Genomic DNA, 13,703 nt, shown 5'->3' with positions numbered 1-13,703 from the left:
CGACTGCGCCACGCCCCCCTCGCCGTGCGTCGCTGTGCATACAGCGCGCCAGCCCCATCCTCGCGGTCGCGGAGGCGCGCGCGCTGCGCGGCCGCGGCGGCCTCCGCCCTCCCGGGCGGCGGGCGATCAGGGCAGGGCGCCGGAGACGACGCGCTCGTGCCCGCCGTAGTCGAGGTGCCTCGAGACACCGCCGAACCCCGCCGCGGCGAAGAGCTCGGCCACCGCGCCCGCCTTGCCGGCCTCGACCTCCACCGCCAGCACGCCGCCGGCGGAGAGCAAGGCCGGCGCGCCCGCGACGATCCGGCGCGTGAAGACGAGGCCGTCCGGGCCCCCCGCGAGCGCGAGGTGGGGCTCGTAGCCGCGGATGTCGATCTGCAGCGCGGCGACGTCCTCGTCCGGAATGTACGGTGGGTTCGCGGTGATCAGGTCGAAGCGAAGGCCGGACGGCACGCCGGCGAAGAGGTCCGAGCGCACGAACCCCGCGTTGACCGCGCCGAGGCGGAGCGCGTTCTCGCGGGCGACGGCGAGCGCGCCGTCCGAGATGTCGACGCCGAGGACGCGGCTGGTCGGCCGCTCGCACGCGAGGCTGACGGCGACGCAGCCGGACCCGGTGCACAGGTCGAGGACGCGCGCGAAGAGCGCCAGGTGCCTCGTCCGGGCGAGGCCGACCTCGACGAGGATCTCGGTGTCGGGGCGGGGGATGAGCACGCGCGGATCGACGCGGAACGGGCGGCCGTAGAACTCCCGCACACCGAGGAGATAGGCGACCGGCTCGCCGGCGCGGCGGCGCTGGTGCAGCTCGCGGTAGGCGGCGAGCTCGGCCCGATCGAGCGGCCGCTCGGCGTCGATGAGCAGCCCGACGCGATCGAGGCGCAGCACCTTGCCGAGCAGGAGCTCGGCGTCGAGGCGCGCCGAGGACGCGCCGCGCTTCTTCAGGTCGCCCGTGGCCCAGGTGATCACGCGCCGGATCGTCCAGGCCTCGCTCTGCTGCTCGCCTTCGGACATGGTCACGGGAGCGGGGCGACGGCGTCGCGGACGGCGGCGGTGACGACGGCCTCGACCTCGGCGCGGGCCGCGTCGCGGTCCGCGACGGACCGCCCCTCGAACCGCAGCACCAGGATCGGGCCCGTGTTGGAGGCGCGGCAGAGGCCCCACGCCCCGCCGCCGAAGTCGATGCGCGCGCCGTCGATGTCCACGACCGGACGGACGCGGCGGAAGTGCTCGGTCACGCGGCGGACGACCTCGAACTTCACGGCGTCCGGGCAGTCGACGCGGATCTCGGGGGTGGCGAAGGTCTCCGGCACGTCGGCGAGCAGCTCGCCGAGGGGCCGCCGCGCCCGGGCGACGATCTCGAGCAGGCGGACCGTCGCGTAGATCGCGTCGTCGAACCCGAACCACCGATCGGCGAAGAACATGTGCCCGCTCATCTCGCCGGCGAGCAGGGCGCCTTCCTCTTTCATCTTGGTCTTGATGAGCGAGTGGCCCGTCTTCCAGAGGATGGGGCGCCCGCCGCGCGCGGCGATGTCGGCGTAGAGCGTCTCGGAGCACTTCACCTCCCCGAGCACGGCCGAGCCGGGGCGCTCCGCGAGGAGCGACCGCGCGAACAGGAGCAGCAGCTTGTCCCCCCAGAGCACCTCGCCGCGCTCGTCGACAACGCCGATCCGATCGCCGTCGCCGTCCCACGCGACGCCGAGCGCGGCGCCGGTCGCGAGCACGCGGGCGCGGAGCGCCTCGAGGTTCTCGGGGACGGTCGGGTCCGGGTGGTGGTTCGGGAAGAGGCCGTCGATGTCGCAGAAGAGCGCGTCCGGCGCGAAGCCGAGCGCCGCGAGCGTGCGGACGCCGAGCGGGCCGGCCGCGCCGTTGCCGGCGTCGATCACGAAGCGGACGTCGGCGCCGGACAGGCGGGACGCGGCGCGCACCGCCGCGATGTAGTCCTCGGTGAGGTCGACCTCGGTGAGATCGCCCCGCGCCGCCGCGGCGCTGTGGCCGTCCGCGCCGCCCTCCTCGATGAGGTCGGCGAGCGCCTGGATGTCCTTGCCGAAGAACGAGGCCTTGCCGCGCATGAGCTTGAACCCGTTGTCCGGCGCCGGGTTGTGGCTCGCCGTGATCATGATCGCGCCGTCGGCGTGGAGGTGGTGCGCCGCGAAGTAGAGCAGCGGCGTCGGCCCGACCCCCGCCGAGATCACGTCGGCGCCGCCCGCGAGCAGGCCGTCCGTGAGGGCGGAGAACAGCCGGTCGCTCGAGAGGCGGCCGTCCCGGCAGACCGCCACCTTCGGCCGAGCCCGGCGAGGGGGCGCCCCCGCGGCGAGCTCGCGGCCGAGGAGCAGGGAGAACGCGGCGCCGAGCTCGCGCGCAAGCCCGCTCGTGAGGTCGCGCTCTGCGGCGCCGCGGATGTCGTACTCGCGGAAGATGTGTCGGGGGACCTTCATGGACCGGGCAGAGGAGCGCGCGTCGCCCGCGCTGCAGGGGCGGGCCGGGGCCCAGGACGCTCTGACACGGCGCAATCGTGGGCGAAACGAAAAACGCCGCGCGCAGCGTGGGCTCGCCGGCTCGTCATCGCGATCGCCGCCGCCTCGCCGCCGCGCCGCCTCGCCGGCTCACGGATTGCGTTCCTGGCCGCCGGACAGGTACCTTGGGCGCGTGGAGCCCAGGACCACATGATGACGCGCGCACAGAGGACCGGTCTCGCTGCCGTGGTGGCCCTCCTCGCCTGCAGCAACGCCGCCCAGGCGGCGGAGCCGTCGCCCACCGCCTTGCCGATCACCGTCGTCGTCCTCCGGACAGACGACGCCTATGACCAGGCCGGCGCGCTGACCCAGGCGCTCCGCTCCGCCATCAAGGATGCGCCGGGGTGGTCGGTCAGCGAGGAGGATTTCTCGCTCGAGGTCCTGACGCTCTCCCTCCAGTGCGACGATCGGCCCGACGCGGCCTGCCAGGCCCGCATCGCCGACCAGATCAAGAGCGACCGGTACATCTGGGGCATGCTCCGCAAGAGCGACACCGAGGTCGAGGGGGAGCTGCACCTCTGGACCCGCGGGAAGCCGGAGTCGAGCGTGCCGGTGAAGTACAGCGCGAACCTCACCGAGGCCAACGACGAGCCGCTCCGCAAGATCGCCGCGGAGGCGATCGCGAGGCTGACCGGCGGGCCGCCGAGCGGGGCTCTCCGCGTGAGGACGGGCGCCGCGCAGGCGAGCGTCTTCATCGACGGAAAGCCTGTCGGCAACGTGCACAACGGCGAGGCGACCTTCACGGTCACGGCCGGGCCGCACGACGTGCGCGTCAAGTCGGCCGGCTTCCTCGACTCCCAGGCGTCGGTCGTGGCCCTGCCCGTCGCCACGACCGACGTCGCGCTCAGCCAGATGCCGGCCGAATCGACGCAGACCAACTGGAAGCGCATGGGCGGGTTCATCGGTCTCGGCGCGGGCGCGGTGTTCGGGTCCGTCGCCGTCATCAGCTCCGTCCAGGTCGCGAGCATCCAGAGCGACGCGCGGTACACGGCCTATCGAGGGCTGTTCACGGAGAACGTCGATGACGTCTGCGCGATCGAGAACCGCAAGGCCATCCAGGACGACTTCACCGCCGACGCGAAGACGGCCCGTAAAGGCATCCAGCTCTGCGAGAAGGCCGACACGTTCATGGCGCTCCAGTACGTCTTCTACCCGCTGGCGGTGGTGTCCGCGGGGGTCGGCGCGTACCTGCTCGTCACGAACAACAGCCAGACCGCGGAGCGCACCGGCTGGAGCGTGCAGCCCAGCGTCGGCCTCGGCGCAGGCGGCGTCGACGTGACGTACCGCTGGTGAGCTCTGCCTCTCTGCCCGCGGCGACGGGGGGACGACCGTGCGGGTGATCGCCGGCCGGCTCGGCGGGCGAAGGCTCGCCGCGCCGCGCGGGGAGGGCACGCGGCCGACCGCGGACCGCGTGCGCGAGGCGCTCTTCTCCTCGCTCGGCGACGTCACCGGCGCGCTCGTCTGCGACCTGTACGCCGGCACCGGCGCGCTCGGCATCGAGGCGCTCTCGCGCGGCGCGCGGCGCGCCGTCTTCGTCGAGAGCGGCCGCCCTGCGCTCGCCGTGCTCCGCGAGAACCTCGCCGCGCTCGGCCTCGACGAGGCGGCGCGGGTCGTCCCGCTCCCCGTCGAGCGCGCGCTCGATCTGCTCCGCGACGAGGGCCCCTTCGACCTCGCCCTGCTCGATCCGCCCTACGCCGTCCTGGCCAAGGCCGCCGCCGCGGCCGCGCGCCTCGCCGGGCCGCTCGGCTTGCTCGCCCCGGAAGGGCGCCTCGTCCTCGAGCACGCGCGCCGCGATCCCTCCCCGGAGATCGCCGGGCTCACCTGCGCTGCGAGCCGCGCCTACGGTGACACCTCGGTGTCGTTCTACACGCGCTGAGCCGCCTGCACGCGCCAGCCGCGCGCGCTGAGCCGCCTGCACGCGCGCCAGCCACGCGCGCTGAGCCGCCCGCAGCCGCGCGCGCTGAGCCGCCTGCACGCGCGCGCCAGACAGCCGCCCGCCGCTGCGCCGAGCAGCCCTCCGCACGGCGCTGTCGTGTTCATCCGGGGCGCATCCAGTTTCCTGGCGCGCTTCCCTGCCCGCCCTTGTAGACTCGCCCCCGCCGGACGCGCCCGCGTCTCGGCTCCGGCGCACGATGGTCCCGCAGAAGCGGCCGGACCTCGGGCGTCTCTCCGGGAGGACTTCTCAACGTGTCCGCATCGATGCCTCCGTCGTCCCAGCAGATCCCGGGAAAATCCGGCGGCCCTGGGCCCTACATCGCAGGAATGGTCGTCCTTGCTGCGCTCATGGCGGGCCTGCTCTACTGGAAGCTGCGCCCGGAGCCGGCCGCGCCGCCCGTGGCGCCGACCGCCGCTGTCCCCGCCGAGACGAAGCCCGCGGAGCCTCCGCCGCTCTTCGCGCCCCCGCCGCCGCCGCCCGTCGACGAGGTCGAGGACGCCGGCGTGGACGCCGGCAAGGTCGCGTCGGGGCAGGGCCCGGCCACCACCGGCAAGTCGCCTTGCTCCGGCAAGTGCGGCGACGGCGCGACCTCGCCCGCGCTCGACTCCGCCGTCCTGGGGCTCGCTCGCTCGGCGCAGGGTTGTTATAACCGCGCGCTGCGCACCTCGGAGGTCTCCGGCAAGCTGACGGTGAGCGTGCAGGTCGCCTCCAACGGCGCGGTGTGCAGCGCCTCGATCCTCAACGACACGGTGGGCTCGGGCGAGATTGCGTCTTGCGTCTTGGGACGTTTCCGCGGCAAATCACTGCCTCCGCCGCAGAGCGGATGCGTCGTGGTGAACGTTCCGATCAACTTCACCATCAAGCAATAGGAAGCAGCCGATGCGAACGCTCCCCCCCCGGATGGCCAGCTTGCTCCTCCTCGCGCTCGCGCCGCTCGTCCTGCAGAGCGCCGCGTGCCACGTCGATGAAGGGACCACGGCGCTCTGCAACAACAACCTCGACGGCGACCAGGGAATCGAGAACGACCCGGCCGGTTGCTATCAGCTCCCGTCCTGCGTGGTGAATGGCCAGCTGTCGGCCCCTGAGGAGTGCTGCAAGAACGCGGAGGGCCTCGTCAACCCGGAGTGCGTCAAGGGATATGCGTCGCGGACCTCGTCGGCCAGCTCGGGCGGCGACGGCGGCTCGGGCGGCAACGGGGGAAGCGGCGGCTCGGGCGGCTCGGGCGATGCCGGCGGCTCGGGCGGTGCCGGCGGCGCGGGCGGCTCGGGCGGCGGGGGGAGCGGCGGCTAGGCCGCGCGCCTCGATCGCGCCGTGGCGAGGAGCACCGCTTCGAGCCGGGGGATCCTGCTCTCGGTCGCCTACGACGGGCGCCCGTTCGCGGGCTTCGCCCGCCAGCGCGACCAGCGCACGGTCTCGGGAGAGCTGCTCGGCGCGCTGCGCGTCATCGATCCCGGCATCCGCGAGATCCGCGGCGCGAGCCGCACCGACGCGGGCGTCCACGCGCGCGACCAGCGCGTCGCCTTCGACACGACGGCGCCGCTGCCGCCGCGCGGCTGGGTCCTCGCGACCGCGCGCCACCTCCCGGAAGAGATCGTGATCCGGCGCGCGGCCCTGGTGCGCCTCGGGTTCTCGCCGCGCTTCGAGAGCCTCCGCAAGCGCTACCGCTACCTGGTCCTCCGGGATCTGGTCCGCGACCCGTTCCTCAGCCGTCGCGCCTGGCGGGTCGAGGGCATCACGGACGAGGCGATCGAGCGGGCGCGCGCCGAGGCGCTCGCCGCGAAGGGCACCCACGACTTCGCCGCGTTCCGGACGAGCGCGGACGAGCGGACGACCACGGTGCGGACGCTGTACGGCGTCGAGCTGTCGCTCGATCCCGCGGATCCGCGCGTCGTGCGGATCGACGTCGAGGGGAACGCGTTCCTGCACAACATGGTGCGCATCCTGGTCGGCACCTTGATGGACGTGGCGCGCGGCCACCTCGCCCCCGGCGCGATCGCGCGCGCGCTCGCGTCGCTGGATCGGCGCGACGCGGGGATCACGGCGCCGCCGGACGGGCTCTACCTGGAGCGCATCCACCTGCGTGACGATGGGCAGGATGCCTGGCCGACGGGGCCTTCGGACGGATGCTCGACGGACGACGCCGCGCCGACGGACCTCGGCGCGCCCGCGGAGGGCGCCCCCGAGGAGTGACGCCGCCCGTCGCCGCACGCGCGTCACACAGAATCCAACGCGGACGCATGGACGGCCCGCGCTCGCCTTGGTAGCACAGCGATGTGCACGTCGGACTGGACCGCCTCCCGGATCTTCCGCAGCTCCAGCGCCTCCGCTCGACTCGCCTGGGGGTCCTTGCGCACCCGGCGAGCGTCGATCGCGAGCTGACCCATATCGCCTTCGTCCTCGAGCGCCTCGGCCTGCGCCCGCGCCTCTTCTTCGGCCCCGAGCACGGCTACGGCGGCGAGGCGCAGGACATGGCGACGGTGATGAGCAGCGTCGACGCGCGCTCCGGCGCGGGCATCGTCAGCCTGTACGGCGAAAGCTTCGAGGATCTCTCGCCTTCCGCGGCGGATCTCGCGAAGATCGACGTGCTGCTCATCGATCTCGCCGACGTCGGCGCGCGGTACTACACGTTCGTCTGGACGGCGCTCCTCGCGCTGCGGGCGGCTCACGCGGCGGGCGTGCACGTCGTGCTGCTCGATCGCCCGAACCCCCTCGGGGGCGCGGCGGAGAGCGTCGAGGGCGCGACGCAGGCGCCGGGGTTCCTGTCGTTCGTGGGCCTGGAGCCGGTGCCCGTCCGCCACTCGCTCACGGTGGGCGAGCTGGTCGCGCTCTTCGCGCGGCGCGAGGGCATCCCGCTCGGCGACGTCGCCTGCGGGCTCCAGGTCGTGGCCGTCGAGGGTCATCGCCGGGAGGCGCTCGCGTCCGGGTGGGATCGCCCGTTCGTCCTCCCGTCGCCCAACATGCCGACGGCGGACACCGCGCTCGTCTACCCGGGCGGCTGCCTGCTGGAGGGGACGAACCTGTCGGAGGGCCGCGGCACGACGCGCCCGTTCGAGATCGTGGGCGCCCCCTGGCTCGACGGCCGCGATCTCGCCGCGCGCCTCTCGTCCACCGCGCTGCCGGGCTTCGTCGCGCGGCCGCTCACCTTCCGGCCCACCTTCCAGAAGCACGCGGGCAAGATCTGCGGCGGCGTCCAGATCCACGTCACCGATCCGCGCGCCTTCCGCCCGGTCGCGACGTACGTCGCGCTCATCGCGTTCGCCTTCAGGCAGCAGCCCGAGCAGTTCCGCTTCCGCACCGAGCGGTACGAGTACGTCGACACGATCCCGGCCTTCGATCTGCTCACCGGCTCTGCTGCCGCGCGCCTCGCCATCGCGGCCGGCGAGGATCCGCTGGCGATCGCCGTCGAGGTGTCGCGCGCGGATCCGACCTGGCCCGAGGTGATGCGGGAGGCGCAGGCGGCCGTCTCCGCCTGCTGAGCGCCGCCCGCGCGGCTCAGCGATCGTAGCGGTCGTAGGGCTGCTGCCGGGAGGCGGCGCCGGTCGCGTACCTCGTGCCGAGGGCGACGAGCACCAGCGCGAGCCCGGTGACCACGAAGAAGGTCCGCGCCGGGAGCTCGGCGGAGAACCCGAACAGCCAGGGCGACGCGAGGAGAGCGGCGGCGAGGGATGTCTCCAGCGCGCCGTGCACCGAAAACGGGATCTTCCTGGCGGCGCCGAGCGGCTGATCGGACAGCAGCGTCACGACGAGGTGCGCCACGGCGGCGACGTAGCAGACCGCCGTGGGCACCGGATCGAGGCGGAGCGCGAGCGGCGCGAGCGCGAGCACGACGACGACCGCGTAATCGACGTATCCATGGTGGCGAGGAGAAAGGAGCTTCATCGGTGCCTCCTTGGAGGAGCTCCCCTCGCGCCGGTGCATCGCATGTGCCGGTGAGCGCCTGTCGATGCGCGCGCCCCGGCCGCTCCGGAACGCAGCGCCGCCCGGGATCAGCGTGGTTGTCGCGCGCCCGGGACGGGCAGGAGGGGTGCTCGTCGTGCTCACAGGAAGGGAGCGGAGGGCCCGAGTGAGCCCGATCCGGCACGGAGCGGGGCAGCGTGGCTCACGGGAGCTCTGGTCCCTTCACGCTGGCTCTCGCCGATCGCGCATCCCCGAGAGGGCCACTCCGGAATCCAGCGCGCTCCGCCCTCGCCTCGTTCACGTTCGAGACACACCGTGTCTCCGAGGCCTCGGTCCTCGGGATCTCCCGCGGGCGGAGCTCCGCTCGCCGCCGACCCCGAGGCTCCGGAGCGCGTCGTCGAGCCCCCGCAGATCCGGCGCTCAGCCCGTCGACAGGAGCTCGTCGAGCACGGCCCCGTACTCGTCGAGCAGCGGGTGCGGCGGCAGGCCGCGGCACATCGCGCGCAGCTCTTCGAACCTCGCGATCTGCATGTCCCGACCGCGCTTGAACATCGACCACGGATCGCCGTGCTCGCGCGCGCAGACGATGATCGACTGGAAGTTGTCTATCTTGTCGGCCAGCGTGATCGCCTGCGCCTCCCAGGGCTTCTTCGGGAACGCCTCGAGATAGAGGCGCTTGCGGTCTTCCCAGGGCAGCGCCCTGTCCTGCTCGGTCACGTGGCGGACGAGCGTGGCGACGCGATCGCCGAAGCGCTGGCTCAGCTCGTCGAACGTGACGCCCTGGTCCTCCATGGCGTCGTGCAGCGCGCCGGCCGCGACGACCTCGTCGTCGAAGCCGTGGCGCGCGAGCAGGACCGCCACGCCGGCGAGGTGGCTGATGTAGGGGACGTCGGCGTTCGGATACTTGCGCTTCTGGGCTCGATGCCAGACCGCCGCCTGGTCGAGCGCACGCTTGAGGAGGGTGCCCATCGCGATGTCCCGCCAACCATAGCCGCTCGGCGTCCGGAGCGCAGGCGCCCGAGCGCCCCCTGTCCCGTCCGGCAGGTCCTCCGTCCCGATCCGACCCTGCGCCGTTCGAAGCGCGCCCTCGAAGGCCGCGGCGGTTCGCGCGCCCAGCGCACCAGGAGCTCGGTGTGCGGCGTGCGCCGAGCGCGCTCGGCGTGCGGCGGGCAGGCGCCACGAGGGATGCGCCGGGCGAGGTGTGCGACGCGCCGCCGCGCCGCGGGCGAACGCGCCGCCCCGCCGCGGGCGAACGCGCCGCCCCGCCGCGGGCGACCCCGGGCTGCCGGCCCAGGCGCCCGCCTCGCGCCGGGGCCGCCGCGACGAGAGGGGCTCTCCCGGCCCTCTCGTCGACTCGACGGTCCCTCTCGTCCTCCAGTCGTCCGGCGGGCAGCGCGGGATAACCGCTCTTCGCCGAGGTCGACTGGCCTGATTTCCTGTCTTGTTGTGCCACGCGGGCAGAGGCCCGCGGCGATCGCGGCCGCGCTGCAGCGGCACCGCCCGCTCGCCGCGGCGTCGCTGCGATGGCGCGCGCGCCGCCCGCGCGCGATAGCCTCTCGTTCGTTCAGCGGATCGGGGAATGCGCGGGGGGTGGCGCGGAATGGTCGGGGAATGGTCCGGTGAGGTGCGCGCAAGTCCTACGAACATGCCGTCGACGGCGCTCGTTGCTCAAGACTCCGCACTTGCCGACCTGTATACTCGTCCGCGACAGCGTCTTATATCGTCATGCGAAACCCGCCGATGCAGGGTGCCACCTCATGAGACTTTGGGCTCTCCGTTCGCTTGCCGCCGCGCTGGCCGCTCTCGTCGTCGCCCTCCTCCTCCTCCCTGCGCCCGCGCGCGCGCAGGACGCGCCGGTCAACCCCGGAGGCATGGCCCTGAGCCGCTTCGTGCCGGCGCCGGCCGGGGACCGCATGTTCAGCGTGCCGTCGCCGTTCGCGGCAGGGCACCTCACGCCGCATGTGATGCTGCTCGCCGATTACGCGAGCAACCCGCTGGTCCTGCGGCGCGAGCGCGACGGCGCGGAGATCGGCGCGGTCGTCAGCGATCAGCTCACGTTCCACCTGGCCGCGTCGCTCCCGCTCTGGAACAAGGTGAGCTTCGACCTCGATGCGCCGCTCACCGCGGTGCAGTCGGGGGAGAGCCCGAGCGGCGGCGGCCAGCAGTTCCCGTCGCCGAGCGGCGCGGCGCTCGGCGACGTGCGGCTCGGCGCGCGCGTGCAGCTCCATGGTACGTACCATGACCCGTTCCAGCTCGCCGTCGGCGCGTACCTCTGGTTGCCGACCGGCGCGGACGACTCGTTCGTGAGCGACGGGAGCGTCCGGGCGATGCCGTATGTCGCTGTAGGCGGCCGCATGGAGCGGCTCGTCTGGTCGACCGCGCTGGGCACGGAGGTCCGGCGCTCCCAGTCGTTCGGCGGCGTGGCGCAGGGGACGATGCTCACGCTGGGCGGCGGCGTCGGGTTCCTCGCCGCGGACGGCCGGCTCCAGGTGGGGCCGGAGCTCAGCGCCGCGATGGTGCTGGAGGACCTCAGCAGCCGCTCGACCAACGCGGAGCTCCTCCTCGACGCGAGGTATCGATTCCTGCCCTTCATGGAGGCGGGCATCGGCGTCGGTCCGGGGATCACCTCGGGGATCGGGACGCCGGACGTGCGCGCCGTCGCGATGGCCGCCTTCACGCCGGAGCAGCCGACGGACCAGGACAGGGACGGCATCGGCGACCCCGAAGACGCGTGCCCGAGCGTGCCGGGCGTGCGCAGCGGCGACCCGAAGAAGAACGGCTGCCCGCCGCCGCCGGACCGCGACGCCGACGGCATCGTCGACGCCGAGGACGCCTGCCCCGCCGTCGCCGGCGTGCGCAGCGACGATCCGAAGAAGAACGGCTGCCCGCCGCCGCCGGACCGCGACGCCGACGGCATCGTCGACGCCGAGGACGCCTGCCCCGCCGTCGCCGGCGTGCGCAGCGACGACCCGAAGAAGAACGGCTGCCCGCCGGACCAGGACGACGACGGCGTGGCCGACGCCGAGGACGCGTGCCCCGACATCAAGGGGTTCCGCTCGAAGAACCCGGAGAAGAACGGCTGCCCGCGCGACACGGACGGCGACTCGTTCCGCGACGACAAGGACGCCTGCCCGAGGGAGAAGGGCTTCGCGGATCCTGACCCCGAGAAGAACGGCTGCCCGAAGGCGGTGCGGGTGACCGAGAAGCACGTCGTGATCCTCCAGCAAGTGCAGTTCGACACGAACAAGGCCACCATCAAGCCGGTGAGCGATCCGCTGCTCGACGAGGTCGCCGAGGTGCTGAAGGAGCACCCGGAGATCGAGCTCATCGAGATCCAGGGTCACACCGACAACCGGGGCACCGTGGAGCACAACAGGGTCCTGTCGCAGAACCGCGCCAACTCCGTCATGGCGGCGCTGGTCCGCCGCGGCATCGACTCGACGAGACTGACGGCCCAGGGCTACGGCCGGGACCAGCCCATCGACGACAACGCGACGGAGGCCGGGAGGCAGCGGAACCGACGAGTCCAGTTCAACATCATCAAGCAGGCCGCGTACAAGCCGCAGGCCGAGACCGGAGAGGATCGATGAGAAGGCAGTTGAGCATCACGGGGCTCGCGTCCCTCACGCTGATCGGGCTCACGACCGCCAGCGCGACGGCCGAGCCCAAGCTGCGCGTACAGGTCGATCAGCAGGGCGACTTCGCCCTCATCGGGAGCTCGCTCGGGCAGGAGTGCCGCTCCGCGACGCCGAGGCCCACGGAGGGCACGGTGGGCGCATGCGGCCAGTCGACCGTCGAGTCGGGGCCCGATCTCTTCTGGCGGTCCGACTCGCCTGCTGACGGCAGGGCGGAGGCGAGCCTCGATATCACCCCGGAGATGGCGCGCACGACCGCTGTGCTGACGCTGCCCGAGGGGGCGACGGTGACCCACGCGTTCCTGTACTGGGCCGCGCGCAACACCGCCGGCGCCGATCCGGACGTGGAGCTCCACCACGAGGGCGGCTACGACGGCGCGGTGACCGCCATCGACTCGGTCGAGACGGTGATCAACCAGGGGAAGCCCAACGAGTCGCACAACTACCAGTCCGTCGCCGACATCACCTCGATCGTGAAGGAGAGCGGCGCCGGGGCCTACCGGGTGGGCGGCGTGGACGTCGTCGACGTGAGGGACAGCGACGACGACGTGGTCTTCGTCGCGTGGTGGATGGTGGTGTTTTACGAGGCGCCGAGATCGCCGATGCGCAACCTCGCGCTGTTCGACGGGCTCGACCGGGTCTCCGACGTGGGATGGCAGCAGGTCGAGCTCTCGGGCTTCAAGGTGCCCGACGCCGGCTTCGTGGCGAAGCTGGGCATCGTCGCGTTCGAGGGCGACAACTCGAACACCGGCGACAGCGTGTTCTTCAACCCCAAGAACCCGGGGAAGCCCGATCTGGCCGAGGCGCTGAGCGACGAGCTGAACCCCGCGGACAACTTCTTCAACAGCACCCGTTCGGCGCTCGGAAAGGCCGTGTCGATGGAGGGCGATCTCCCGAGGATCCCGGGCACGCCTCAGAGCATGTCGGGGGTCGACATCGACATCGTCGATGTCAGCGCGAAGCTCAAGCCGGGGGACGATCGGGCCACGCTCGTCGCCACGAGCAAGGACGAGCTCTATTTCCTCGCGGGGTGGGTGACGTCGATCTCCAACTACGGGCCTGATTTCAGCAAATCGAGCAAGGTGGCCACGGATCTCGGCGGGCTGCCGACCTACCGCGGAGACGCCGTCGAATACCGCATCACGGCGACGAACACGGGCAATGACGAGGCGGTGGGCGCGGTGCTGACGGACGCGCTGCCTGCTGGCGTGACGTTCGTCCCTGGCTCGCTGTCGATCGTCGACGGGCCGAACGCCGGTCCCCAGACGGACGCGCCTGGCGACGACCTCGGGCAGTACGATCCCGCGACGCGGACCATCACGTTCTGGCTCGGGGATGGGGCGGACAGCGCGCGAGGCGGGAGCATCCCTGTCGACGGCAGCGTCACCGTGCGCTTCGAGGTGACGGTCGACGCGGACGCGCCGGACCTCATCAAGAACCAGGCGAAGATCTCCGCGGCGGGCGCGTTCGGCGCGCCGGTCAGCGACGATCCGACCGACGGCAACGGCGACGCCCCGGGCGCGCCGCCGACCGAGGTGGCCGTGGTGCCGGAGGCTTTCTATGCGGCTGGCAGCGGCATGCTCGGCCCCTGCGCGGCGAGCCCGCGAGGCCGGGATGGGAGCGCCGGCTGGCTCGCCGGGCTCGCGCTGGCGGGTCTGCTCTGCCGGCGGCGGAGGGCGTAGCCGCGCGGCGAGGGGGTCGTCGCGGGCGTAGCGCGCGGCGAGGGGG

General features: G+C 73.0%; 12 protein-coding genes. 8 read left to right on the top strand and 4 right to left on the bottom strand.

What is annotated here, in order from left to right; translation table 11 throughout:
* Positions 1-126: 126 nt before the first annotated feature.
* Together prmC and POL72_RS39450 are read right to left on the bottom strand one after the other, a co-directional pair.
* Positions 127-1,005, bottom strand: a complete 879-nt coding sequence (gene prmC, locus POL72_RS39455) for a peptide chain release factor N(5)-glutamine methyltransferase (RefSeq protein ID WP_272102905.1) — start codon at positions 1,003-1,005, stop codon at positions 127-129.
* Between the two features lie 2 nt (positions 1,006-1,007).
* Positions 1,008-2,429, bottom strand: a complete 1,422-nt coding sequence (locus POL72_RS39450; protein ID WP_272102019.1) for a phosphomannomutase/phosphoglucomutase — start codon at positions 2,427-2,429, stop codon at positions 1,008-1,010.
* Positions 2,430-2,657: 228 nt separating this feature from the next.
* On the opposite strand from POL72_RS39450, the gene POL72_RS39445 reads away from it, so the two are divergent.
* The 6 genes from POL72_RS39445 (at position 2,658) to POL72_RS39420 (ending at position 7,919) form a co-directional block, all read left to right on the top strand.
* Complete coding sequence (locus POL72_RS39445; RefSeq protein ID WP_272102018.1) at positions 2,658-3,800, top strand: PEGA domain-containing protein; 1,143 nt, start codon at positions 2,658-2,660, stop codon at positions 3,798-3,800.
* Positions 3,801-3,843: 43 nt separating this feature from the next.
* Positions 3,844-4,383: a 16S rRNA (guanine(966)-N(2))-methyltransferase RsmD gene (rsmD, locus tag POL72_RS39440; protein ID WP_272102017.1), complete on the top strand. Its 540-nt coding sequence runs from the start codon at positions 3,844-3,846 to the stop codon at positions 4,381-4,383.
* Positions 4,384-4,706: 323 nt separating this feature from the next.
* The gene (locus POL72_RS39435) at positions 4,707-5,312 is read left to right on the top strand and encodes an AgmX/PglI C-terminal domain-containing protein (protein ID WP_272102016.1); all 606 of its coding nucleotides are present in this window, start codon (positions 4,707-4,709) and stop codon (positions 5,310-5,312) included.
* Between the two features lie 10 nt (positions 5,313-5,322).
* A complete protein-coding gene (locus tag POL72_RS39430; protein ID WP_272102015.1) occupies positions 5,323-5,733 on the top strand; it encodes a hypothetical protein in 411 nt (136 codons plus the stop codon).
* A gap of 21 nt (positions 5,734-5,754) precedes the next feature.
* Positions 5,755-6,633 carry a tRNA pseudouridine(38-40) synthase TruA gene (gene truA / locus POL72_RS39425; RefSeq protein ID WP_272102014.1) on the top strand — a complete coding sequence of 293 codons (879 nt, stop codon included), beginning with the start codon at positions 5,755-5,757 and terminating at the stop codon, positions 6,631-6,633.
* A gap of 83 nt (positions 6,634-6,716) precedes the next feature.
* Positions 6,717-7,919, top strand: a complete 1,203-nt coding sequence (locus POL72_RS39420; protein WP_272102013.1) for an exo-beta-N-acetylmuramidase NamZ family protein — start codon at positions 6,717-6,719, stop codon at positions 7,917-7,919.
* A gap of 16 nt (positions 7,920-7,935) precedes the next feature.
* On the opposite strand, the gene POL72_RS39415 is transcribed toward POL72_RS39420, so the two are convergent.
* Both POL72_RS39415 and POL72_RS39410 read right to left on the bottom strand, forming a co-directional pair.
* Positions 7,936-8,322 (bottom strand): SPW repeat domain-containing protein, encoded by a 387-nt coding sequence (locus POL72_RS39415; RefSeq protein WP_272102012.1) that lies wholly within the window; start codon positions 8,320-8,322, stop codon positions 7,936-7,938.
* A gap of 438 nt (positions 8,323-8,760) precedes the next feature.
* Entirely contained in the window at positions 8,761-9,309 is a 549-nt protein-coding gene (locus tag POL72_RS39410) for an HD domain-containing protein (RefSeq protein WP_272102011.1), read from the bottom strand.
* A gap of 788 nt (positions 9,310-10,097) precedes the next feature.
* Here POL72_RS39410 and POL72_RS39405 point away from each other — a divergent pair.
* Positions 10,098-11,930, top strand: a complete 1,833-nt coding sequence (locus POL72_RS39405; RefSeq protein WP_272102010.1) for an OmpA family protein — start codon at positions 10,098-10,100, stop codon at positions 11,928-11,930.
* Entirely contained in the window at positions 11,927-13,657 is a 1,731-nt protein-coding gene (locus POL72_RS39400; RefSeq protein WP_272102009.1) for a DUF11 domain-containing protein, read from the top strand. The genes POL72_RS39405 and POL72_RS39400 overlap by 4 nt, the downstream gene beginning before the upstream one ends.
* Positions 13,658-13,703: the final 46 nt, after the last annotated feature.

Source organism: Sorangium aterium, from assembly GCF_028368935.1.
Classification (GTDB): Bacteria; Myxococcota_A; Polyangia; order Polyangiales; family Polyangiaceae; genus Sorangium; species Sorangium atrum.
The sequence above is the reverse complement of the archived record's forward strand: the minus strand, read 5'-3'. Positions and strand labels throughout refer to the sequence as shown.

Coding starts and splice junctions, on each gene's coding strand:
- prmC (WP_272102905.1), bottom strand. CDS start 1,005: ATGTCCGAAGGCGAGCAGCAGAGCGAGGCCTGGACGATCCGGCGCGTG.
- POL72_RS39450 (WP_272102019.1), bottom strand. CDS start 2,429: ATGAAGGTCCCCCGACACATCTTCCGCGAGTACGACATCCGCGGCGCC.
- POL72_RS39445 (WP_272102018.1), top strand. CDS start 2,658: ATGATGACGCGCGCACAGAGGACCGGTCTCGCTGCCGTGGTGGCCCTC.
- POL72_RS39435 (WP_272102016.1), top strand. CDS start 4,707: ATGCCTCCGTCGTCCCAGCAGATCCCGGGAAAATCCGGCGGCCCTGGG.
- POL72_RS39430 (WP_272102015.1), top strand. CDS start 5,323: ATGCGAACGCTCCCCCCCCGGATGGCCAGCTTGCTCCTCCTCGCGCTC.
- POL72_RS39415 (WP_272102012.1), bottom strand. CDS start 8,322: ATGAAGCTCCTTTCTCCTCGCCACCATGGATACGTCGATTACGCGGTC.
- POL72_RS39410 (WP_272102011.1), bottom strand. CDS start 9,309: ATGGGCACCCTCCTCAAGCGTGCGCTCGACCAGGCGGCGGTCTGGCAT.
- POL72_RS39405 (WP_272102010.1), top strand. CDS start 10,098: ATGAGACTTTGGGCTCTCCGTTCGCTTGCCGCCGCGCTGGCCGCTCTC.
- POL72_RS39400 (WP_272102009.1), top strand. CDS start 11,927: ATGAGAAGGCAGTTGAGCATCACGGGGCTCGCGTCCCTCACGCTGATC.